Raw genomic sequence first — 24,115 nt, forward strand, 5'->3', positions numbered from 1 at the left:
CCGGGGACACCTTCGAGCAGGATGTGCCCCCGTGCGAGCAGGCCGACCAAGATGCGCTCAACAAGCTGATCCTGACCAACAATAACGCGTTTGACCTCGTAGGTCGCACGCTCCAGAAGCTTGATGTCAGCATCACTGAGCGTGGCAGAACTGCCCGACGCAGACGTGCTCGTGCTCGCGGCCGGAGACGATGAAGTCAAACCTTTACTCCCCTGATGTCGAAAGTCATGTTTTCTATCGTGTGGAACAAATACGCGATCGGGTCCACACTAGCCGCGCGCAACCGTCGGTGCGAGCACCGGTCGCGTGTTCAAACGAGGTTCACAGGGTGCAGACGACTACCAAAGCCTCACTACATTCGACTGCAACTACCAAAGCCTCACTACATTCGACTGCACTACCAAAGCCTCACTACGTTCGGCATGGCCCCGTCTGTGCGCAGCGGCGAGATCTTCACGACGCTGCCCGACTCCGGCGCCTCGACCATCTTGTTGTCACCCAGATACAGGGCGACGTGCTGGCTGGCGCTAGGCCCGTAGAAGATCATGTCGCCGCGCTGGATCTGCGCCAGCGGAACCTGCGGGCCCGACGTGTACTGGTAGCCGGTGTAATGCGGGAGGTCGTAGCCGATGCCGGCGAACGCGTAGATCATCAATCCCGAGCAGTCGAAACCGATCTTGTTGTAGTCGCCGTAGCTGTCAGCGACACCACCGTCGCGGATACCCTTCGTCGGCCCGTTCGCATCGCCACCACCCCACGCGTATGGCAGGTTGAGCTGCGACAGCGCACGGTTGACAACAACTTCGACAGCCTGCGGGCCACGTAGGCCCGGCTGCACTTGACCGCCGCCGCCGGAGCTGCCGAAGAGGCTGCCGAGCGACCCGGAACCAAGCTTCGACAGCGAACCGTTCGGTCCGGTGCTCGTCAAGTCACTACCACCGATACCCAGCTCGTCGAGCAGTTTCGAGTGGGGCAACTGCTGCTGCCCAACGAGTGCCGCGACGAGTTTCTGCCCGACGTCGAGCGCCAACTTGGCCGCCGCCTCGATGGCAAGCTGAGCGGCATCGTTGCCACCCGCGACCGGAATGCCCGGCGGAAGTTTCGCGATGACCGGTGCGTCGACCTTGGTCGATCGCACACCCTTAAGAATGTTGAGACGACGCTGCGCGACGTCGCGGTTGGCAACCAGTTGCTTACGCCGCGCCTGCTCGGCGGAGACCGCCTGACGAGCCTGCGAGATCGCCGTTAGGGCATCAGACTTTCTCGTCGCCGCACCGCGCGTAGCCGAAACAGCTTGTCGGCGCGCCGCTTCCACGGCCGCAACGCGGTTCGCCTTCTGATTACGGGCGATCCGCAGCTTCTGGATAGTCGCCTGCTGTTGCTGGGTGAGACGATCGCCGACGGTCGCCCGATCCATCACCTTTTGCGGATCGTCGCCGGAGACATAGCTCGACAGCGAACTGGGATTACCGCCTTTGCGGTAAATCGAGCGAGCGAGCGTGTTGAATTTGCGCTGCGCGTCGGCCACTGCCCCATCCGCCGAAGTCAACGACTTCTTGGCACCCCGCGACGCGATGGTCGCCAGTCGCTGGGCGGCAATCGCATTTTGATAGTCAACGAGCGCGCGGTTGACGTTCTCCTGCCGGACCGCCACATTCTGATCGAGGTCGGCCAGATTCTGGTTGACCTGTGCGATCTGATTGACCAGCCCAGAGACCGAGTTGTGATCGGTCTTCTTCGGTGCCGCGTCGGCCTGCGCGGCACCGACGACAACGGCAAGGGACAGCATGGCGATCGTAGTTAGACGTCGCCCCCACGACGTGCGGGCCGTGCGGCGCGCGGGTATGACGAAGGCTGCTTCGCCGATATCCCGGGTGTCGGCTCGTTTCACGGAAACTCCCTTGCTTGCGTCGCACAGTTCCAATCACCTATGCCACATCGGCCACAGCCGACGCTTGAGTCCCATAGATGACAACAGAACCGTACGTCACTCTCAGACCATTCCGAAACTCCCATAACAGAATTACATAAGGGTGATTACCTGCGACAATGCTGTGAACAGCAGAGAAAGCCCGCGACGGCGGTAGGTCTCAAATTTGCAACAGTGATGCGCCAGGTGCGTGTTGGCGCATCGACACCGCGGAGACGACGCTAGGAGGCGTCGACAGAAGTCTCCGTGGAGGCACGCTCGGCAGCCTCCGGCGAGCCATCGCTCGGCGTATCGGGCGTCGTCTCCGCACCTGCTCCCCCGCGTGCGCGGCGACGACCGAAGATGCGCGCGAGCACGGCGCCGACAAACACCACGGCCATCAGCACGAGCGTGATCGCGGTCCAATCCAAGGTGGGGCCATCGAGGTAGTCGACCATCTGACGGGCGGCCTGGGGAGGATTGGTCAGCGTCAGATTATTTGCCGCCGCCTCCTCCTGATCAACCCGGGAGAAGTCGGGGCCCTGACTACCAACCGAATTAGGGCCCAGCACCAAGACATTGCCACCCGTGCTCGATTGCAGTTCAATGGCGACGTCGCGGTAGTAGGTGAACTTTGGTTGCTTTTCGGTGAGCACCACGATCTTTATGTCGTGCCCCTTCGACTTCGCATGCGCCACAACTTCTTTCAGCTGCGGCACCTGGTCAGCGGGGCCGGATACGCCGGTCGTCAGCAGGTCGTTGCGAATCTTCTCGATATTCACGTTGGCCGGGACGCTGGCGCCGTAGGGAATGCCCTCGACAGGCTTGTTGCCCGACGTCGAAGCCGCAGGATCCTCGCCGGGCACGGTTGGCGTCGTGGTCACCGCCGGATCTTCTGGCTCGGCCAGATGAGTCACCGTAGATCCCACACGCCCCACAACGATGGGTTCAGGACTCATCGAGAACACCTCTCCTAGCAACTCCGTCGAGTTATCGGCGGATGACCTGTTACGGAAGTTAACAGCCAACGAAAGATCCGGTTGTTGGCAGACTTATGGCTGCACATTACGACACAATGGGCCCGAGAAGAGAATTCCCGGCGCCCGGCGAGCCCACCGGCGACACGCACCCCCACGGGTGGTAACAGTACGCCCGTACTGTTAGACTGGAGCTCGTCGCGTCAAGAGTTGTCTTCGATGCAACACCATCAAGGCCGCCGACTCAGCCCGTCGGCCCCTTGCGGCCACGTACCGGTAGAAGAAAATCGCCGACACCCAGCCCGTCGGCAAGAGGAGATGCATACACGTGAGTAACGATTCATTTGGCGCCCGCGGCACACTTGAAGTCGGCGACAATTCCTACGAGATCTTCCGCCTCAACGCGGTTCCCGGCACCGAGAAACTGCCCTATTCGCTGAAGGTTTTGGCCGAGAACCTGCTGCGCACCGAAGACGGCGCCAATATCACCAAGGAACATATCGAGGCGATCGCCAACTGGGATCCGAGTGCCGATCCGAGCATCGAGATCCAGTTCACCCCCGCTCGCGTGATCATGCAGGACTTCACCGGCGTCCCCTGTGTCGTCGACCTTGCCACCATGCGTGAGGCCGTCACCGCACTCGGCGGCGATCCCAACAAGGTGAATCCGCTGTCCCCCGCCGAAATGGTCATCGACCACTCGGTCATCCTCGACGTCTTCGGTACCGCCGACGCCTTCGAGCGCAATGTCGAGCTGGAGTACCAGCGCAACGCGGAGCGTTACCAGTTCCTCCGCTGGGGCCAGGGCGCATTCGACGACTTCAAGGTCGTGCCTCCGGGCACCGGCATCGTGCACCAGGTCAACATCGAATACTTGGCGCGGACCGTGATGGTTCGCAACGGACAGGCATATCCCGACACCTGCGTCGGCACCGACTCGCACACCACCATGGAGAACGGGCTTGGCGTTCTGGGCTGGGGTGTCGGTGGCATCGAGGCCGAGGCAGCCATGCTCGGCCAACCGGTCTCCATGCTGATCCCGCGCGTCGTCGGCTTCAAACTAACCGGTGAGATCAATCCGGGTGTGACCGCGACCGACGTCGTGCTCACCGTCACCGACATGTTGCGCCAGCACGGCGTCGTCGGCAAATTCGTCGAGTTCTACGGCAACGGTGTCGCCGAGGTGCCGCTGGCCAACCGCGCGACGCTGGGCAACATGAGCCCCGAATTCGGTTCCACCTGTGCGATCTTCCCGATCGATGGCGAGACCATCAACTACCTGCGCCTGACCGGCCGCGACGACGAACAGCTCGCGCTGGTCGAGGCATACGCCAAGGAGCAGGGCATGTGGCACGCCCCGGAGAACGAGCCACATTTCTCCGAGTACCTCGAACTCGACCTGTCGACCGTCGTTCCGTCGATCGCCGGCCCGAAGCGTCCGCAGGACCGAATCCTGTTGTCGGAGAGCAAGGTTGCGTTCCGCAAAGACATCCACAACTACGTCGAGGAGCAGCATCCGGCCGCTCATACTCAGCTCGACGAAGCCGTCGAGGAGTCGTTCCCGGCATCGGATCCGGTAGCGCTGTCCTTCGCCGACGACGGTGCCGTCAAGGTTCAGTCGGCCGCTAACGGCTCCGAAGGACGTCCGAGCAAGCCCGTGCGAGTCACCGGTGAGCGCGGCGAGTTCATCCTTGACCACGGCGCCGTCGCGGTTGCCGGCATCACGTCGTGTACCAACACTTCCAACCCGTCGGTCATGATCGGTGCCGCGCTACTGGCTCGTAACGCCGTGGAGAAAGGCCTGAGTTCCAAGCCGTGGGTCAAGACCAATATGGCTCCCGGTTCACAGGTCGTCACTGACTACTACGAGAAGGCTGGCCTGTGGCCGTACCTGGAGAAGCTCGGCTTCTACCTGGGCGGTTACGGCTGCACCACCTGTATCGGCAACACCGGCCCGCTGCCTGACGAGATCAGCAAGGCCGTCAACGACAATGACCTCACCGTCACCGCGGTGCTGTCGGGTAACCGCAACTTCGAAGGCCGTATTTCCCCCGACGTCAAGATGAACTACCTGGCGTCGCCGCCGCTGGTCATCGCTTACGCGCTCGCCGGCACGATGGACTTCGACTTCGAGACCGACTCGCTCGGCAAGGACAACGACGGCAACGACGTGTTCCTCAAGGACATCTGGCCGTCGCCGCAGGAGATCGACGACACAATCAAGTCGGCGATCAGCCAGGACATGTTCCGCAAGTCCTACGCCGATGTCTTCAAGGGCGATGAGAACTGGCGAAACCTGTCCACTCCCGATGGCGACACCTTCGAGTGGAGCGATGATTCCACCTACGTGCGCAAGGCGCCGTATTTCGACGGTATGACCCTGGAGACCACCCCGGTCACCGATATCAAGGGCGCCCGCGTGCTCGCCAAGCTCGGCGACTCGGTCACCACCGACCACATCTCCCCTGCTGGTCCGATCAAGCCGGGCACCCCGGCGGCGCAGTACCTCGACAGCCACGGCGTCGCGCGCAAGGACTACAACTCGCTGGGCAGCCGTCGCGGTAACCACGAGGTGATGATCCGCGGCACGTTCGCGAATATCCGTCTGCGCAACCAACTCCTCGACGACGTGTCGGGCGGTTACACCCGTGACTTCACCCAAGAGGGCGGGCCGCAGTCGTTCATTTACGACGCATCGCAGAACTACCAGAAGGCTGGCATCCCGCTGGTCGTGCTGGGCGGCAAGGAGTACGGCTCGGGCAGTTCACGTGACTGGGCAGCCAAGGGAACCGTTCTGCTGGGCGTCAAGGCAGTCATCACCGAGTCTTTCGAGCGCATCCACCGGTCCAACCTGATCGGCATGGGTGTGGTCCCGCTGCAGTTCCCCGAAGGCGAGAGCGCTGATTCGCTCAAGCTGACCGGTACCGAGACCTTCGACATCACCGGTATCGAGGAACTCAACAACGGAACCATCCCGGAGACCGTGCACGTCACGGCGACCAAGGAAGACGGCTCGGTTGTCGAGTTCGACGCCAAGGTCCGCATCGACACCCCCGGTGAAGCCGACTACTACCGCAACGGCGGAATCCTGCAGTACGTGCTGCGGAATATGCTGAAGAGCTAGTCAGAGGCTACGAGCGACGGGAGATATGAACGTTGCCCAAGGTCTCTGAGGACCACCTTGCCGCGCGTCGTCGTCAAATCCTCGACGGCGCGCGGCATTGTTTCGCGGAGTTCGGCTACGACGGTGCCACCGTCAAACGCCTGGAAGAGGCGACCAACCTCTCGCGCGGCGCCATCTTCCATCATTTCCGCGACAAGGAAGCACTCTTTCTCGCCCTCGCGCACGAGGATGCGCAACGTATGGCCGACGTCGCAGCCGAAGAGGGCCTTGTTCAGGTCATGCGCAATATGCTCGCGCGTCCGGAGGATTTCGACTGGCTCGGGACACGCCTGGAGATCGCGCGAAAGATCCGTACGGACGTCTCATTTCGTGATGAATGGGTCGCTCGTGCAGCGGAATTGGATTCGGCGACGCTGGCGCGTCTGGAACGCCAACGCACTGCCGGACGCCTGCGCGACGACATTCCGACCGAGGTTCTGGTCAAGTATCTCGACCTTGTTCTCGATGGATTGATCACCCGATTGGCGATGGGGCAGTCGACCGCGAATCTCGACGCCGTGCTGGATCTGGTGGAGGCCTCGGTGCGGTCGGACCGGACATAGGCCAGCCCCACTTCGCAAACCCAACTCGGCCGGACATACCCAACTCGAAATCGAGTTGGGTATGTCCGATGAGGTGGGGTTTGCGTGAGCGTCGCGGAATCGATCGGCGTCCAATACGAGTACTATCCACCACGTGATAAAACGAGCTACCGCAACACTATTCGCGTCCACAGCCATCGCGGCCGGACTCCTGACCGCGGTCCCGGTCACCGCTGACGCCAGCACGCCGCGCATCGGCAGCAAATGCTCGGGTGCGGAGGCCAACAATTACCGCCACACCAAAGCCGGCACCCCGACCGTGTGCGCTCATCTCGGCTCGGGCGCCTACAAGTGGGTCCGGGTGGCCAAAGCCGACCCAGTTCGACGAAGTGCCGGACAGCCGTGCACAGGCAAGTATTCGGTGGCCGTCACGCGCAAGGGCAAGGCGCTCGTCTGTGCTAGCGGTCGCTGGCGCACCAGCCCCTAGCCAGCACGTCGCGACGATCCCGCGACGTCGGCTGCCCAAAATTCTGGACACAGGTCCACTGCCGGGGGCAGATTGCCCCAGGCCGGACCTCTATGTCCAGAATTCTGGGATTCGGCTAGTCCGCGACGGCATCGCGGAACAACGTCGATGAGTAGAACGGCGCGAGTCGACGCCGCAATAGTTCATCCAGGTAGCCGCGCTCATCGAGCGTCGCCAGCACCGACGGCGCGAATCGCAGTCCCTCTTCGACGAGATCGTCACGCCCAATTCCCAACTCTGCCAACAGTTCTGCCAGCGGAGTAGTTCCATATTTGTCGAAGACATGCGCGATGCCCTCGTCAAGCATCGCCCGGAAGTAGTCGGTATCGCGGAAGGTACGCCAGAATTCGAAGGCCAAAACGACGACATCTTCCAGATCAGACTCGGTGACCAGATCCCGATACGCTCCTACCGCGTCGCCGCTGCGCTTACGCCACAGCTCACGGGCTGACTCCAGCAGCGCCTCGTCGGTGGTATCCCTATTGCCGCGCAACACAAATCGCGCTCCGGTCCGGGCCACTCGATCGACACCGGACTCGATAACTGGGAGCGCCGGCTCGGCCATGCGGGCAATGCGGGAACGCACGACATCGGCGATACGACGTCGACTTCGTTCGTCGTGGGCCGACTCTCGCACCGACGACACCACCGCACGTTGCACAACCTCGACGCAGGCATCGACGGTGATCGGACTGTCGAGCACCAGGCGGATCAATCGTTGTGTCACTTGAAGTTCGGCGGCACCGGTCAGCAACTCGTCGAAATGCCGACCATCGACCACCTCATCGAGCGGTGTCTCATCATTCGCCCGATGCCGGTAGATACGTGCGGCGATCTCCCCCACGAGTTCCGGGATCGCTCCCTCGACGGGAAGTTGCACCGCGTATTTATGCGCGACGTCTTTGATCTGTCGGTCGGTAACTGCCTCGGCAAGAGTCAACTCGCCGGTCAACTCCAGAAAATGGTCGACCTCATCGGTCACCAACGCGGCTAACGCGCCCGACGACAGCACCTGCTCCTTTGCGAATGCCACCTGAGCGTCAAGCAGTCGGGTCGCGAGTTCGGCGACACGGTCTGTTCCATCGGTGCTCTCTGCCATGACCCAAGGGTGTCATATCGTCGAACGACCCCACACCGGATAGCCACGACACTGGCAGAAATCAGGTGACATTTCCGCCTGCGAACAGGAAGAATACGACGAGTGCTTTTCACCGTCTCGACGACCCACCAGCCTGCCACCGATCTCGGCTACCTGCTGCACAAGCATCCCGACCGCGTGCAGACGTTCACCGACTCCGTCGGCACTACGACGGTGTTCTATCCCGAGGCAAGCGAAGAACGTTGCACCGCAGCACTTTTCCTTGACGTCGATCCAGTCCGCCTGGCGCGTACCCTCGGCCGGCGCGGACAGGACCGCTCGCTGGCCCACTACGTCAATGACCGTCCCTATGCCGCTTCATCATTGTTGAGCGTCGCGCTGGGCAAGGTGTTCAACACCGCCCGCGCAGGCACATGCAAGAGTCGACCGGAACTCGCTAAGACACCAATCCCGTTGGAAATCAACGTCCCGGTCCTGCCTTGCCACGGTGGACCTGATATCGCACGGCGGATCTTCGAGCCACTTGGCTGGCGCGTCGACGTCACCCCCATTGCCCTCAACGATGACTTTCCCGACTGGGGAGACTCCCGATACGTCACTCTCCGGCTCAGCGGCACCCTGCGCCTGGCCACCGCACTCAGCCAAATCTACGTACTGCTCCCCACCCTCGACGAGTCAAAACACTACTGGCAGGACGACGTTGAGGTGGACAAGCTGATTCGTGCCGGCACCGGGTGGCTGGCCGAGCACCCTGAGTACCGCCTCATCACCCAGCGCTATCTCGGCCGCCGTGGTTCCCTGGTACACGCCGCGTTAGAACGACTAGCTGAACTCGGCGACGAGACTGCGGGCACCTTCCAGGCGACGAATGACGAGCAACTCGATGAGGCGACCGCGCTGGCCCGGATGCCGCTCAACGCCCGACGTCGAGAAGCGGTCGGCACCGCCATCGCCAGGCTCAACGCGCAGTCGGTGCTCGACTTGGGTTGCGGCCCTGGGCAACTGATCGCCGATCTGGTCCACAACCGAAGCCTGACTCGCATCACCGGACTCGACGTCTCCTCGCGTTCGTTGGAGATCGCCGCGCGCCGGCTACACCTCGACGATGCCGACGACCGCACGCTTCGACGTATCTCCCTTATCCAAGGGGCACTGACCTATGAGGATCCCCGCCTGCGTGGTTACGACGTCGCGGTTCTCATGGAAGTCATCGAACACGTCGATCCGCCGCGGCTCACCGCACTCGAGCAGGTGGTGTTCACGGGGGCTCGGCCCGGTTCGGTCATCGTCACCACACCCAATTCCGAATACAACGTCAACTACGAAGGACTGTCTGGCATGCGGCACCCCGATCACCGCTTCGAATGGACGCGTGCCGAGTTTCGTGCCTGGGGTGAGCGGATCGCGCACCAGCACGGCTACGACGTGCGGTTCGAAGGCATCGGCGACGTCGACGACACCTACGGCACCCCGACTCAGATGGCGGTGTTGACCCGTGTCTGAGATAACACTTCGCGTCCCGGCAATGGGACTTATTGTGCTGGTGGGTGTTTCGGGTAGCGGGAAGTCGACTTTCGCTCAGCGGCACTTCGCACCGACCGAGACCATCTCCAGCGACTTCTGCCGCGGACTGATCGCCGACGACGAGAATGATCAGAACGCGACACCCGACGCGTTCGACGTACTGAACTATATCGTCGGGGTGCGGTTGCGTCGTGGGCTGCTGACTGTTGTGGACGCCACCAGCGTGCAGCCCGCTGCGCGCAAAGCACTGATCAAGCTCGCCAAGGATAACGATGTGCTGGTCGACGCGATCGTTCTCGACGTGCCTGAAAGTATTGCGGTCCAACGTAATCGGGCGCGAGGCGACCGCACCTTCGGCGACCACGTCATCGGCCGCCAGCGCGGCCAGTTGAAGAAGTCTATGCGCGGCATGCGTAAAGAGGGATTCCGCCGGGTCCATGTCCTCGATGGGGTCGACCAGATCGACTCGGCACAGATCGTGCGCGAGCCGTCCTGGAATGATCGGCGCGGCGATACCGGACCGTTCGACATCATCGGCGACGTCCACGGCTGCCTCAGCGAATTGCGTTCTCTGCTAGTCGAACTCGGGTGGCGGCTCGAACTTGACCGCGAGGGACGCCCGATCGGCGCGGCCCACCCCGAGGGACGCACGGCGGTCTTCGTCGGAGATCTCGTTGACCGTGGACCGGATACTCCCGGCGTACTGCGACTGGTGATGGGCATGATCGACGCTGGGCACGCGCTATGTGTCAGCGGCAATCACGAGGCCAAGCTGGTGCGGGCAATGAGCGGTGCCAAGGTGAAGCCGCGGCACGGCCTGGCCGAATCCCTCGCGCAGCTCGCTGAGACCGACGACGAATTTCGTTCCGCCGCTGCGACTTTCATGACCGGCTTGGTCAGCCACTTCGTCCTCGATGGCGGGCGACTCGTCGTCGCCCACGCGGGCTTGAAGGAGGCCTATCACGGGCGGTCGTCGGGGCGGGTGCGCGCATTCGCGCTCTACGGTGACACTACCGGCGAAACCGACGAGTTCGGTCTGCCGATTCGCTATCCGTGGGCTCGTGAATACCGCGGTGACGCGATGGTGGCCTACGGCCACACACCGACGCCTAAGCCGGAATGGGTCAACAACACCATCTGCCTCGATACCGGGGCGGTATTCGGGGGCGCGTTGACGGCACTTCGGTATCCCAGCCGCGAAATCGTCAGTGTCCCAGCGGAAAAGGTCTGGTATGAGCCTGCCCGACCCCTCGCATCCGTCGACGAACGCGAGCCGTCGACGCTGCGCATCGACGACGTGACCGGCACCCGCTGGCTCGACACGGAGTATGCGGGCCGAGTGAAGATCCCAGCCGAGAACGCCGCCGCCGCGCTGGAAGTAATGAGTCGCTTCGCTGTCGATCCTCGATGGTTGATCTATCTGCCGCCGACGATGTCGCCGGTCGCGGCGTCGGCTCACGACGGCTTCTTAGAACATCCCGCCGAAGCCTTCGCCGCGTACCGCGACTGGGGCGTCAACGAAGTGGTATGTGAAGAGAAGCACATGGGTTCGCGAGCGGTCGCGGTGCTCGCCCGCGACGCCAGCGTCGCTGAGCGGCGATTTGGGATAGCCGACGGCACGTCAGGTGTTGTCTACACGCGGACCGGCCGATCGTTTTTCGACGAATCGACACCGCTCGTCGCCGCGCTGCGCGACGCGGTGAGCGAACTCTACGATGCGTTCGATACAGACTGGCTGGCGCTCGACGGCGAATTGCTGCCGTGGTCGGCGAAGGCGTTGCCACTCATTCGCGAGCAGTACGCCTCGGTCGGCGCGGCCGCGGAGACGTCGCTAGCCGCGTTGGGCGCCGTGCTAGCGACTGCATCAGAACGCGGGCTCGACGTCGAAGATATGCGCGAACGTACAGCACGCCGTGCGGCCAACGCCGCGGCATATCGGGAGGCGTATGCGCGTTACGTCCGCCCGACGTCCGGCCTCGACGGGGTGACATTCGCGCCGTTCCAGCTACTCGCGGCGCACGACAATGCGTTCGCGGTGACCAGGGATCATCGGTGGCATATGGAAACCATTGGGCGGCTGACTGATCCATTGATCACGACAACTCGGCACCGGTATGTCGACGTCCGTGATGAGCGCGCATGCGACGACGCGACACAGTGGTGGCTCGATCTCACCGCGCGCGGCGGTGAAGGCATGGTCGTGAAACCGGTGTCGGCTTCTCGCAAGGCACAGCCGGGGCTGAAGGTTCGCGGACGGGAATATCTTCGGATCATCTACGGCCCCGACTACGTCGATGACCTGGCGTCGCTACGTAAGCGGCAGCTGGGCCACAAGCGCCACTTGGCGACCCGCGAGCACGGCCTCGGCATCGAAGCGTTGACCAGATTTGTCGCGGGCGAGCCGCTGTGGCGGGTACATCAGATGGTGTTCGCGGTACTGGCGATGGAATCCGAAGGGGTCGACCCGCGGCTGTGACCACAGCTCAGTGTTCACAGAAAGCGATATCCCAGGTCCATGGCAGCGGTTGCGATCCGGCCTTCCAGCCCAGGATGCGAAAGCGGCAGCGACAGAAAGGGATTCGCCGGAAAGGCGTCAGCCGTCCGCTCAAACAGCGCCAAACAGGTGGAGCCCGCGAATCGTCCGCGATACGCGATGCCGTCGATGTCGTCGAATGCGGAATAGATGGCCCGCGACCACTCCTGCGATCGACGATGCGGCGCGGAATCGAGGGCGTGCGTCCCGCCCGCACGGGTGATCCATACACCGCCGGCCACACCCGCGACGTCGAGCAGCCGCAACGGCCGGGTGAACCGCAAGCCGGTCAGGTATTTGGCGTCGGCATATCGGTCGATGACACGAGTTTCCTGGAATACTTCTGCCAGCGCGCCGCGCGGATCGGCTGCGCCGTACCAGATTCCGCATTTCGGGTGCTCTCCCACGGGCAGCGGATGTTGGTCGAAGCGAAGTACCGGTCCCCACGTGCGGTGAGCATTCCACGGCAGAACGTGGGTGCCGGTCGTCGCATGCACGCGCCACAGCGGTGATCGCGTCTTCCACGTCATCACTTCTTTCGACCGGACACCAACGTGCTTCAGCTCGGCGACAGACGGCGGCGGGGGCAGCATTGACGACTTACACCGCTCCCCACGACGCGGCGTCAACAATGTCGGTAGCCCGTTCGATCTCGTCGGCCGAGCGCGGTCCCGACAACAACCAGGCGACGATCGACGCGGGCTCGCCGTCGACAGCGAGGGTAGGTTGCGGCAGCGTGAGCAAAGACTGCACCTCGAGGGGATGCGCGTCCGGCCGCACCCGGGCTACCACCGCCTCGATACCGGGTATCACACCGTCGTCGGTGAACTGGGCGGGAATAAGTAGGCGCCGAGTCCCCCACTTGTACGCCCACAACGTTCGCGCTGCGAGCCGCTGACGAATCCGCGCGGTGCTCACACCCGCCCGGTCCGCGGCGTCGTTGACAGTCAGCGATTCGGCGACCAGCTGTTGCATTTGGATGTCACGAGCAACCGACGCTGTCGTCAGGGCACCCGGTCGCTCGACGAAGCCCGCGGAGTCAAGTGCCGCGGCGTCGGCTTCCGAGAGCGCCGCGGGCGATGGTGAATTGTCATCAGAAAGATTGTCGAGCACGTCAGCGAGCTGCTCACGCGTCAGCGGAAACCGCGACAGCCGACCGAGAGCATCTTCGAAACTAATGGCACCAGATCGGAACTGGGCACGCGCATCAAGCGACTCCGCGGAAGTCATCGACCCTCCTTACGCCTACTTACATATATAAATACATGTTAGCGCACACAAGTAGACCGGTCGAGTACAACGTGGAGATACGTTTGGCCGCCACCTACGAATTCTCGTCCCCGTGGGTGTCATCGAAGGGCAATATGCCCTCCGAGTCCGCTGAGAGGGACGAGATTTCACCGTCGATCTCGCATACGTGGACTAGATGTCATCGAAGGAACCGCCGCGCCCCTTGCCAGCTGCGAATCGCGCTGCTCCCCCGACGCCATCAGCCATCAACGAACTCATCCCGATCGCGAACTCACGGCGCAGCGCGGACTCCTCGTCGTCCCCCCACTGGTCGCGAGCCGACCGGCGATCGTTGCGCATACACGTCTGCGGCATACGGGCGATGTCGTGAGCGAGGGCAACTGCGGCCGCGCGGACGGTGCCACTGGGCACCACTCGGTTCACCAACCCGAACGACAACGCTTCAGCCGCATCAACCGGGCGGCCGGTCAAGATGAGATCCATTGCGCGACTGTGCCCGATGAGGCGAGGTAGGCGGACGGTGCCACCATCGATCAGCGGTACGCCCCAGCGGCGGCAGAAGACGCCAAGGATCGCGTCATCGTCGGCCACCCGCATATCGCACCAGATCGCAAGTTCGAGTCCACCTGCGACTGCGTGCCCATTGATCGCGGCGACGACCGGCTTGGATAAGTTCATCCGCGTGGGCCCCATCGGACCGTCGCCTTCCAGATTTAATTTGTTGCCATCGTCGGTACCTACCGCTTTGAGGTTCGCGCCCGCGCAGAACGACGGTCCGTCCCCGGCAAGCACAGCCACCTTGGCGTCGGAATGCTCGAATTCCCGGAAGGCACTTACCAACTCGGCGGCCATCGGTCCATCGACAGCGTTATGCCGCTCAGGGCGATTCATCACGATCACGGTGACGCCGCCGTCATGTTCGACACGAATATCGTTCATAGTCAGTAACTCTCAGTGGGGAGTGAACAGGAACGCGCGAGCGCCCTGAGCTGCGATGCGGTTGAGATCGCGTTGGTCCGGATCTCCCGCGGGCGTGTAGCCGATTCCATTGAAGCTGGCGAATTGCTTATTGTCCCTGGCGATTACGCCATACATCTGGGCAACACCCGGATGATCGTCGATGACCTGTACGTCGGCGATTTTCCGTTTGCCCCGGAACTGAACTTCGATAGGCTCGCCGGTACGCAGGTTCTTGCCCCAGGCGAACGGCGTAGCAACGAGCAGGCCACCTTCATAAGGCGTGTATGCGACCGGGATCGCATAGGTCTTGCCCGACTTGCGGCCAATTACGAACAGTGTCACAAGCTTTCGGCCCGCGAAGCGCGACAGCACAGGTGTTCTCAGCAGTGTTCGTACGAGTGCGTTGGCCACACCCTGAAACCGCATCGTCGTGGCAGGACCCGGTTGAGACATAGATTCACCGTAGCGGGCGCCTTCCAAAAATCTGGAGACTACGGTCCGAGTCGGGGCAAGTTGCCCCTGGCGGATGGATAATGTCCAGAATTTTGGGAGGGGACGCGGCTAGCTCGCTGGTACCGCGGCAGGCAGGTCCCTTGCCTGCCTTCGCTTTCGCCCGGTCACGACCCCGTACTTTGGGCTGAACACGTAGACGAGCGCGAACAAAATCCCCTGGATCAGCACGACCATCCCACCGGGTGACGTGTCTTGGTAGTACGCGACATACAGTCCCACGACGCCGGCAAGTGCCGACGTCACCGGCGCGATGATCAGCATCCGACCGAAGCGATCGGTCAGCAGATAGGCGGTTGCTCCGGGGATAATGAGCATCGCGACGACGAGCACGATGCCAACCACCTGCAGCGCGGTGACCGCGGTCAGTGCCAACAGGCCGAGGAGCATCGCACCCAACATTCGCGGGTTGAGACCGATCGCGAATGCGTGAGTCGGATCGAATGCGTACAGGGTGAAATCGCGGCGTTTGACCAGCAACACCCCTGCCACGATCGCGCCAAGTGCCGCGATCTGAACCAAATCCGACGTCGAGACACCGAGCAGATTGCCGAAGATGATGTGATTGAGGTCGGTTTGGCTCGGCGTCACCGAGATCAGCACCAACCCGAGCGCGAACAACGTGGTGAAGACGATGCCGATGGCCGCGTCTTCTTTGATCCGCCCACGGTCCCGGACCGCGCCGATCAGCCCGACGGCGAGAAACCCGAAAACGATTGCGCCCAAAGCGAATGGAGCACCGAAGATATAGGCGAGCACTACACCCGGCAACACGGCGTGCGAGACCGCATCGCCCATCAGGGACCATCCGATCAACACCAGCCAGCACGAAAGCAACGCGCAAACCACCGACGCGACCAGCGTCGCCACCAATGCGCGCGACATGAAGGGGTAGGCGAACGGGTCCGCGAGCAGATCGAGGAAATTCACGAGGTTGCCTCCGCTGGGCGGTCGAGCGGATCGAGGCCGAATGCTCGAACCAAGTTCTCCGGCGTCAGGATTTCGTCCGGGTGTCCCTGTGCGAGAACCCGGCGCATAAGCAGAATCGCCTCATCCGCGAGTTTTGGCAGGGCGTGCAGGTCGTGGGTGGAGACCAAGATGGTCGCGCCAGCGGCCGCAAGTTCCCGCAGCAAGGTGGTGATGGTGGCTTCAGTCCGCTTGTCGACGCCGGCGAACGGCTCGTCGAGCAACATAATCGATGCGTTCTGAGCGATGCCGCGAGCCACGAAGGCACGTTTGCGCTGTCCTCCCGAGAGCTGACCGATCTGCCGGTGTTGATAGTCGACGAGTTCGACTCGTTCCAACGCTTCGTCAACCGCAGCCTGGTCTGCCCGACGGGGCCGTCGGGTGAACCCGAGTTGTCCGTATCGGCCAGTCATCACTACGTCACGAACGGTCAGCGGGAAAGCCCAATCGATATCTTCGGATTGCGGAACGTATCCCACGGTCGCGGCCTTGCGCGCCGCCGCCGGCGTCCCACCGTTGATCGTCACCAGTCCACGGTCCGGAGAAATCATCCCGATAATGGTCTTGAACAGCGTCGATTTGCCCGAGCCGTTCATACCGACCAAGCCGCACACCGTCCCGGACGCCAGCGTGAACGACGCACCTTCGAGAGCTGGAACGGTGTCGTAGTGGACTGTGACGTCGTCCACGACAATCGCGTTCATCAGGCGGCCTTTCCGGTCAGGCCCGCGACAATGGTTTTCGCATCGTGGCGGATGAGGTCCAAATAGGTTGGCACCGGCCCGTCCGCTTCCGACAGTGAATCCACGTAGAGGACGCCGCCGAACCGGGCTCCGGTCGCGGACACGACCTGCTTCATAGGCGCGGCCGAGACGGTCGATTCGCAAAATACTGCCGGCACTTTGTTCGCTTTGACGAAGTCGATCGTCGAGGCGACCTGCTGTGGCGTTGCCTGCTGTTCGGCGTTGACCGGCCAGATATAGCGCTCAGTGAGGCCGGCGTCGCGGGCGAGGTATGAGAAGGCGCCTTCACAAGTCACTAGCGCGCGCTCGTTCACCGGTAGCGATTTGAGTGCGACGACCAATTCTCGTTGCACGCCTTGAAGTTTCGCTTTATATGCGGCGGCGTTGGAGGTGAATGTCACTGCACCGTCGGGGTCAAGGTCGGTGAACGCCGTCACCAGATTGTCGACGTAGATCTCGACATTGAGCGGACTCATCCACGAGTGCGGGTTCGGTTTGCCCGCGTATGCGTCCGACGTGATGTCGATTGGTGTCACACCATTGCTGACAACAGCATGGGGCACATCGAGGCCTTCCACGAACTGCGCGAACCAGGCTTCCAGGTTCAAGCCGTTGTCGACGATCAGGGACGCCGTCGACGCACGGCGAATATCACCGGGGGTCGGCTCGTATCCGTGAATCTCCGCGCCCGGCTTGGTGATTGACTCGACGCGCAATCGATCGCCGGCGATGTTCGAGGCAATATCCGATAGGACCGTGAAGGTGGTGAGCACGACCGGCCTGCCGTCGTCGTCGCCACCGGGCACCGAACATCCGCCGACGAGCGCTCCGATAGCCGCTACGACGGAAACGAGCGCGAAAATACGCAATCGCGACTTAGGTTGTGGCATGTCGACACAATAGTTTCGGTGAACCGAACTTGTCCAATCGGTGGTGCGAACTGGCTGGTCCGCGGAGTCCGGCCATCGCACCAACGCAATCCGCCCGATCTGCCAAAGTTCATCCTGTAGGTTGGCTGGGAGCAGTACTCAATAACCGTCTTAAGTCCCTGACCACCGACGGAGGACCGAATTGCCGTTCGAACGTGAGCTCAGCGCAGGTCATTCGACTCGATATCCCAATGACGTCCGGGTTGTCCGGTTGCCTCACGTGTATGCGCCAGCCGACGATAGCGAACTCCTCACCAAATCCGTCACCGCAGTGATCGATCGCGCCGACAGGCGGTTAACCGCTCTCGAACTGTGCGCCGGGACCGGTTATGCCTCCCTCCACGCCGCCCGGATGGGAGTCCCGGTCACCGCGGTCGACATCGACCGACGAGCGATCGCCACTATCCGGCTCAACGCGCGACTCAATAACCTGCCGGTCACCGCCATTCGCGCCGATATCCGAACGATGCGGATCACTCAGCGATACGACCTTGTGTTCGCGAATCCGCCTTATGTCCCAACGCAATCGGGGACGCACCGCAGCAATGCGAGCCGAGCCTGGGATGCCGGACCGGACGGCCGCGCCATACTCGACCCGATCTGTCACCGCGCGCGCCACCTCGTCCGCCCGGGCGGCACGTTGATCATCGTCCAATCCGAATTGAGCGGCGTCGAGGCCACGTGCCATCACTTGCGCACCGCCGGATTCACCGTCGCGATCAAAGAGTCGATCGACATCCCGTTCGGGCCGGTTCTGTCCGCACGCGTGCCCTATCTCGTCGATGCGGGGTTGATCTCACCCGGTAAACGAATCGAGCGAGTCAGCACGATTCTCGCCGCTGCGCCTGCGGCTCAGGGAGATTCGAGCAGCGATGAGCGTCCGGCCATCCAGGAGCTCAACACGTGATCGCCGATTCGCTGCTCCAGCAACAGGAATGCCGCCGCGCCGTCGAGGACCTGCCGCGACCTGGCGGCGTCCTCGCCAACCCATTGTGCGACGAGATCGCGAGCGACAATCTGCTCATGGACGGCGTCGGCCTCGATATGCTCGTCGTAGAATTTGCGAGCGCCAGTATCAAAGCCCAATCGCGCCAGCCCGGCGCTATACCGCTTGGCCGGCGCCGAGGAGGTCATCTCGATCGCGGCGAGATGACCGATCAACTCCCCCAATCGATTTCGGTGCAAGCCGAAATAAGACAACACATTGAGCGAGGCCAGGGTCACCGCCGGCACCCGAGGCAAGTAGTGCATATACCTCGCCGACAATCCGGCCGCGATCATGGTTTGCGCGAAGAGCACCGAGTGCATATGGGACAACTGCCCGCCGCCATACTCGTCGGCCTGAACTTCGATGAGTGCTGCCTTCGGCTGCCCGGAGAGGCGCGGAATACCCAACGTGTGAACGTCGGCCTCGCGGAGCTGATACGGGGAACGGTGAATAAGGACTTCGCGAAGTTCCGCCAAAGTCGCATCGTCGCGAATATGACTCGACAAACCAGGCCCGTCGTCATCCGCGGTCATCTGCCACAGGCGCTCGACGGTCGCCGAGGCGGGGCGGGCGGAGGTCTCGATGCGCTCAGCTACGATATCCGACCGCCTAGCCGCATCGACTTGTGCTCCGGCGCGCGCCGGCCAGCGGGGAGATGCGGCCTCGGCCACCGTATCGCTATGCAGCAACGCGGCCACCTCGGCCCACATCGCCTCTTCCAAGACGGACCTGACCGCGAGCAAGTCCGGCGCCCACTGCATCTCGTCGGGGACTTCGCCAATACCTCGCAGGTGAAGCTCGTACAACAGTGTCAACGTGAGCTGACAATCGTCATCATCGAGCACCGAACCGGCACGCGCGATGGCCGACTTAACTTGTGCCACTCCAATATCCGGTCCCTCACCACGGAGTCGCGTGATTACAGCGGCACTGAGTTCACCGCGCGCGGGCGGCAACGGCATCACGGTGAACGACTCGGTCAGCGCGGGGTCGGTCATGGCAGATAACGTACCCGGCGACGAGATCGCGACATCCATATCTGTGCGCCGCAACGGTCCACTGCTGGTGCGCGGCAACTTTCACCTCCTCACTGACGAGGGTAGTCGGCTCGACGCTGATCGCAAGGTCATCGCGCTGTGCCGGTGCGGGCACAGCGACCGCAAACCGTTCTGCGACGGCAGCCACCGCCGGTACTGGCCAGTCGATCCCACACCCGGCGACTCCCCGATCTATTCGACGCTCCCACTGACCGCCGCACAACGAAGTCTGTGGATCGCCCAGCAGCTCATCGGCACCGTGCCGTTGGCGATAGCACATTTCATCGACCTCTCCGGGCAGGTCGATACCGACATCCTCATCGCGGCGTCATATCAAGCGGGCAACGAGTTCGGCACCACTGCGACACGCATCATCGACACCGACGAGGGACCGATGATGTCGCGGTCGCATCGCGATTTTGTCATCGATCAGATCGACTTCCGCCATGAGTACCAACCGATCACGGCCGCGCGCGGCTGGATGGAGCAGGCTTGTACCCGGCCGATGGATCTGTACGCCGACGCGCTGGTGCAAACAACGTTGCTGCGGGTCGCCGACGACCGATGGTTCTACTTCTCCCGCGCCCACCATATTGTCCTCGACGGATATGGCGCGCTCAATCTCATCCAGCGCACCGCAGATCTGTATAGCGCGGCCCTCCGTGGAGAGGTGAGTGCGGAAATCGCCTCCCCCAGTACGGCGATTGGTCAACCGCACCTCCTGCTCGACGCCGATCGGGAGTACGCCGACTCCCCTCGGAATCAGCGCGACCACACCTACTGGCAAGAGGTGATGTCCGCGCTGCCCGACCCCGTGACCATCGGTATCGGCCGGCATACACCGTCGGCACTGCCGGTCCGCGTTCGCGATCGGTTGGGGCGCGGCCCAGCGGGCGCGATCGACCGATGTTCTGCGCGGATGCGAACTCTCCCATCAGCAGTCGTCATCGCAGGACTCGCCGCTTACCTCGCTCGCGTGAGCGATCGAGACCGAATCGTCTTGTCGCTTCCGGTATCCGCGCGACACAACGCCGCGGTGCGTTCGGTCGCAGGCAGCATGTCCAATATCGTCCCTCTGGTAGTGACGGCGTCGGCCGAGCTCAGTGTCGACGACTATGTCGCCCAAGTATCGAGTGCGTTGTCCGGGCTTCTTCGACATCAGCGCTACCGCCACGAAGACATGCTTCGAGACGCCGGAGTCGCGGCCGCCGGACTCCACCAATTCGGCCCGGTGGTAAACGTATTCCCATTCGATCCGCTGATCCCGCTCGGCGACATCGACGCCGACTACACTGTGCTAAGCACCGGGCCCGTGGCCGACTTGAATGTCAACCTGTATCCCGCGCCGGACGGCGGCAGTCAGATCGAAGTGGAAGGTAACCCCGCTGGTTACCCGACGGGAACCCTTGCGGCACACCATAGTCAGCTTGTCGACTATCTGGAGAAGTTCGCTGGCCTCCCGCCTGGGGAGCCGATCGGCGCGATAGCGCTCTCCGACCGCCCACTGGTCGGCGTTACGCCCCCGGCCGTTGCGACACTTGCGCAACTACTCGATCGAGCTCCCGACGATGACTCGATCGCGGTCGAATCGTCGACCGGCCAGGTCACTTTCGGTGAGCTACGCTCTCGTGCAACAGAATTCGCTGAACGTCTGCGCACAGCCGGGGTTGGGCCCGAAGCTGCCGTCGCCGTAATCCTGCCCCGCTCAATCGAATCCGTAATCACCCTCTGGGCAGTCGCGCTCGCCGGAGGCATTTATGTCCCTATCGATCCACGGCATCCCCAAGTTCGGGTGGATCACATCATCTCTTCGAGTGATCCACGCGTTGTGGTTCGCACCGGCCTGACGATCGACATACGCCGCTCGTCGCGCAGCGCCGAATGTCCAATCCCCGGTCCAGACAACGCCGCGTACGAAATTTTCACCTCCGGCTCGACAGGTTCCCCCAAGGGCGTAGTGGTGACCGGAACTGGCTTGTCAGCGCTCGTCGCGGAGATCGACGCCAGCTATCGACTCGGAAGTGATTGCGTCATAGCACATTTCGCGTCGACCAGTTTCGACACGGCCATCGTCGAAGTAGTCGCCGCATTGGTCAGTGGCGCCCGCTTGTGCGTTATCGATCCCGCCATCGCCGGCGGCGACGAACTTGCTGCCGCCCTTAACCGTGTCGGGGTCACCCATTTGCTGGTTACGCCAGCGGCGCTGGCCACTCTCGATCCGAATAGCGTGCCGACCGTACGGGACGTCATTACCGGCGGCGACGTCTGTCCGCCCGGAGTCGCCCGACGATGGATTGGCGCGGGTGTCCGCCTGCGGGGCGCATACGGTCCGACCGAAACCACCTGCAGCGTCACCATCACCCCCGCGCTGGACCTCGCGTCATCGGCGCAGCGCGTTCCCATTGGCCTTCCGATGCCGGGCGTTACCTGCTGGGTGCTCGACACCCGGTTACGGCCGCAACCCATCGGCGCGGTCGGCGAACTTTACATCGGTGGGCCATCGCTGGCGCGCGGCTATCAGTCGGCTGCCACCACTGCGACGCGATTCATCGCAAATCCCTTCGACCGCAACGGTTCGCGCCTATATCGCTCCGGCGACATCGTCAGTCGTCGTGCGGACGGGTCGCTCGACTTCATCGGTCGGGCCGACCACCAGCTGAAGGTTCGCGGATTCCGTGTCGAGACAAGTGAGATCGATGCCGTCTTGCGCACGCTGGCTAACGTCGAAGATGCGGTAACGATTCCGTTGCGCCGCGGCGCCGCAACAGTTTTGGCGTCATATGTCACCGGCGCCGATTTGTCCGGTGACAAACTGCGTTCGGCCCTCGTCCGCGTGCTCCCCGGCTTCCTGGTGCCGAGCACCATCACCGTGCTCGCGGCGATGCCGCTCACGACGACGGGCAAGATCGACAGATCCGCTCTTCCCACTCCCAGTTTCACTGCGGGAACCGCGTATCGCGCGCCAACTACTCCCCACGAATCTGCTTGTGTTGAGGCCTTTTACACCGCCACCGAGATCGATGGCATCGGCGTCGACCACGACTTCTTCAGCCTCGGCGGCGACTCGTTGTCGGCGACGACCCTCGTGGCGATGATCAACCGGAACCTCGGCAGCACGCTGACTGTACGGGACGTGTTCGACGGTCGAACACCCGCCGGCATCGCAGCCCTCATTACATCGTCGGAACCACCCATATCTCATGTAGCGAGTGCCGAACCAGTGCCCTTCGCGCCCGCGCAGCGCAACGTCGATCGCGACGACAACTCGACATCAAATCTCATCCCATTCGCGATACAGGTACCCGAGCTGGACCGGCAGCGATTGGCGCAAGCCGTTGCCACGCTTGGCAGCACACATCGGATACTCACCTCGGGCTTCTCCGGTGGACTCATGATTCCCGACTCAGTACCGCCGCCCACCCTCATTGACATAACGGAATCCGTAGTCAATTTCGCGCAGCGGGGCTTTGACCTGCGCACCGAGTCCGCGCTTCGAATAGGCCTGCGCGACAAGTGCATTGCCATTTGCACACATCACGCCGCGATCGATGGTGCCTCATTGCGAATCATTCTCACCGATCTCGTAGCCGCCTACTTCGGTCACATACCCACCCCGCCGGGCATCGACTACCTCGATTACGCCCGATGGATAGGCAACCTGATGGGCGATCCCGACGATCCGACGAGTCGGCAGGCTCGGCAATTGGACTACTGGCGCCAAACACTCGACGGCATCAAGCCACTCGGCGACATCGCGGGCCATCGACGGCCCGCGTCGAGGACATCGCCGGGTGCCACGGTGTCGGTGGTCCTATCTGAGTCGCGGTGGGCGTTCGCTCGCGGTATCGCGGTCGAGAGCCAGACGTCCCCGCTGGGTGTTCTCCGTGCCGCCGTTGCCCAGGTTGTCGGGGAGCGCAGTCACACGCGCGATCTAGTTATCGGCACTCCAGTCGACGGTCGACCTAGCGCAGAACTCCAGCGGGTAGTAGGCATGTTCGTTAATACGCTGCCATTGCGTTATCGCGTCAACGACGGCGACACACTAGTAACGGTGGCCAAAGAGCACGTCACCGTCGAGCGGGAAGCCTTCCGCCACAGCGACGTTGGCTATCTCGACATCGCCGCGGCCGTCAAGGATCTCGACGGCCCCCATCACCCGCTGTTTCAGGTAGTGGTGTCGGCCGAATCAGCCGACGCCGCCGCCTCCGAGATAGATCTGGGTCCGACGGGATCACTACGACTAGAACCACTTCCCGTCCAGGTGGCCAAGTGCGATCTGCACTTCGCCATCACCCCACCGAACAATGATCGTCCGGGCACCATCGAAGTGCTCTATCCCTCCGAAACCTTCGAGGAACGAGAAGTACGGGACCTCGTCCACGAGGTTCTCGGTCGACTCGACGCCTGAAACTGTCCCCGTGACGTGAGCAGACGGCAATATAGCGGCCGCGCATGTCA

At 62.6% G+C, this 24,115-nt stretch carries 18 protein-coding genes and 1 pseudogene; 7 read left to right on the forward strand and 12 right to left on the reverse strand.

What is annotated here, in order from left to right; all coding sequences use genetic code 11:
* The 3 genes and pseudogenes from GOEFS_RS17750 to GOEFS_RS17760 all read right to left on the reverse strand — a co-directional run.
* Window positions 1-200, reverse strand: a pseudogene (locus tag GOEFS_RS17750) (AAA family ATPase); the annotation flags it as partial.
* A gap of 197 nt (window positions 201-397) precedes the next feature.
* Window positions 398-1,891 (reverse strand): NlpC/P60 family protein, encoded by a 1,494-nt coding sequence (locus GOEFS_RS17755; RefSeq protein WP_007319326.1) that lies wholly within the window; start codon window positions 1,889-1,891, stop codon window positions 398-400.
* A gap of 260 nt (window positions 1,892-2,151) precedes the next feature.
* Complete coding sequence (locus GOEFS_RS17760) at window positions 2,152-2,868, reverse strand: Rv1476 family membrane protein (RefSeq protein ID WP_007319327.1); 717 nt, start codon at window positions 2,866-2,868, stop codon at window positions 2,152-2,154.
* 340 nt (window positions 2,869-3,208) lie between these two features.
* On the opposite strand from GOEFS_RS17760, the gene acnA reads away from it, so the two are divergent.
* The 3 genes from acnA to GOEFS_RS22615 all read left to right on the forward strand — a co-directional run bounded on the left by acnA (window position 3,209) and on the right by GOEFS_RS22615 (window position 7,078).
* Window positions 3,209-6,010, forward strand: a complete 2,802-nt coding sequence (acnA, locus tag GOEFS_RS17765; RefSeq protein ID WP_170323192.1) for an aconitate hydratase AcnA — start codon at window positions 3,209-3,211, stop codon at window positions 6,008-6,010.
* A 32-nt stretch (window positions 6,011-6,042) separates the two neighbouring features.
* Window positions 6,043-6,612 (forward strand): TetR/AcrR family transcriptional regulator, encoded by a 570-nt coding sequence (locus tag GOEFS_RS17770; protein WP_007319329.1) that lies wholly within the window; start codon window positions 6,043-6,045, stop codon window positions 6,610-6,612.
* A gap of 133 nt (window positions 6,613-6,745) precedes the next feature.
* Window positions 6,746-7,078, forward strand: a complete 333-nt coding sequence (locus tag GOEFS_RS22615) for a hypothetical protein (protein WP_007319330.1) — start codon at window positions 6,746-6,748, stop codon at window positions 7,076-7,078.
* A 115-nt stretch (window positions 7,079-7,193) separates the two neighbouring features.
* Here the strand turns inward: GOEFS_RS22615 and GOEFS_RS17780 are convergent, their stop codons facing one another.
* Entirely contained in the window at window positions 7,194-8,216 is a 1,023-nt protein-coding gene (locus GOEFS_RS17780; RefSeq protein WP_007319331.1) for a hypothetical protein, read from the reverse strand.
* A gap of 102 nt (window positions 8,217-8,318) precedes the next feature.
* Between GOEFS_RS17780 and GOEFS_RS17785 the strand changes: the two genes are divergently transcribed.
* Together GOEFS_RS17785 and GOEFS_RS17790 are read left to right on the forward strand one after the other, a co-directional pair.
* Window positions 8,319-9,719, forward strand: a complete 1,401-nt coding sequence (locus GOEFS_RS17785; protein ID WP_007319332.1) for a 3' terminal RNA ribose 2'-O-methyltransferase Hen1 — start codon at window positions 8,319-8,321, stop codon at window positions 9,717-9,719.
* Window positions 9,712-12,216, forward strand: a complete 2,505-nt coding sequence (locus tag GOEFS_RS17790; RefSeq protein WP_007319333.1) for a polynucleotide kinase-phosphatase — start codon at window positions 9,712-9,714, stop codon at window positions 12,214-12,216. Before GOEFS_RS17785 ends, GOEFS_RS17790 begins: the two co-directional genes overlap by 8 nt.
* Window positions 12,217-12,230: 14 nt before the next feature.
* Here the strand turns inward: GOEFS_RS17790 and GOEFS_RS17795 are convergent, their stop codons facing one another.
* The 7 genes from GOEFS_RS17795 to GOEFS_RS17825 form a co-directional block, all read right to left on the reverse strand.
* Window positions 12,231-12,866, reverse strand: a complete 636-nt coding sequence (locus tag GOEFS_RS17795; protein ID WP_007319334.1) for an RES family NAD+ phosphorylase — start codon at window positions 12,864-12,866, stop codon at window positions 12,231-12,233.
* Between the two features lie 7 nt (window positions 12,867-12,873).
* Window positions 12,874-13,503, reverse strand: coding sequence for a hypothetical protein (locus GOEFS_RS17800; protein WP_007319335.1), 630 nt, complete (start codon window positions 13,501-13,503; stop codon window positions 12,874-12,876).
* A gap of 192 nt (window positions 13,504-13,695) precedes the next feature.
* A complete protein-coding gene (locus GOEFS_RS17805) occupies window positions 13,696-14,463 on the reverse strand; it encodes a crotonase/enoyl-CoA hydratase family protein (RefSeq protein WP_007319336.1) in 768 nt (255 codons plus the stop codon).
* Window positions 14,464-14,475: 12 nt separating this feature from the next.
* Window positions 14,476-14,937, reverse strand: coding sequence for a PNPOx family protein (locus tag GOEFS_RS17810; protein ID WP_245549891.1), 462 nt, complete (start codon window positions 14,935-14,937; stop codon window positions 14,476-14,478).
* Window positions 14,938-15,045: 108 nt separating this feature from the next.
* Window positions 15,046-15,924: a metal ABC transporter permease gene (locus tag GOEFS_RS17815; protein WP_007319338.1), complete on the reverse strand. Its 879-nt coding sequence runs from the start codon at window positions 15,922-15,924 to the stop codon at window positions 15,046-15,048.
* Window positions 15,921-16,664: a metal ABC transporter ATP-binding protein gene (locus GOEFS_RS17820; RefSeq protein WP_007319339.1), complete on the reverse strand. Its 744-nt coding sequence runs from the start codon at window positions 16,662-16,664 to the stop codon at window positions 15,921-15,923. The genes GOEFS_RS17815 and GOEFS_RS17820 overlap by 4 nt, the downstream gene beginning before the upstream one ends.
* Window positions 16,664-17,593: a metal ABC transporter substrate-binding protein gene (locus GOEFS_RS17825; RefSeq protein WP_007319340.1), complete on the reverse strand. Its 930-nt coding sequence runs from the start codon at window positions 17,591-17,593 to the stop codon at window positions 16,664-16,666. The genes GOEFS_RS17820 and GOEFS_RS17825 overlap by 1 nt, the downstream gene beginning before the upstream one ends.
* 181 nt (window positions 17,594-17,774) lie before the next feature.
* On the opposite strand from GOEFS_RS17825, the gene GOEFS_RS17830 reads away from it, so the two are divergent.
* Complete coding sequence (locus GOEFS_RS17830; protein ID WP_007319341.1) at window positions 17,775-18,539, forward strand: HemK2/MTQ2 family protein methyltransferase; 765 nt, start codon at window positions 17,775-17,777, stop codon at window positions 18,537-18,539.
* Here the strand turns inward: GOEFS_RS17830 and GOEFS_RS17835 are convergent.
* A complete protein-coding gene (locus tag GOEFS_RS17835; protein WP_040525464.1) occupies window positions 18,485-19,618 on the reverse strand; it encodes an iron-containing redox enzyme family protein in 1,134 nt (377 codons plus the stop codon). The genes GOEFS_RS17830 and GOEFS_RS17835 overlap by 55 nt on opposite strands.
* Here GOEFS_RS17835 and GOEFS_RS17840 point away from each other — a divergent pair.
* On the forward strand, window positions 19,617-24,065 hold the full coding sequence (locus tag GOEFS_RS17840; RefSeq protein WP_040525465.1) for a non-ribosomal peptide synthetase: 4,449 nt from the start codon (window positions 19,617-19,619) through the stop codon (window positions 24,063-24,065). The genes GOEFS_RS17835 and GOEFS_RS17840 overlap by 2 nt on opposite strands.
* Window positions 24,066-24,115: the final 50 nt, after the last annotated feature.

This window comes from Gordonia effusa NBRC 100432, from assembly GCF_000241305.1.
Lineage (GTDB): Bacteria > Actinomycetota > Actinomycetes > Mycobacteriales > Mycobacteriaceae > Gordonia > Gordonia effusa.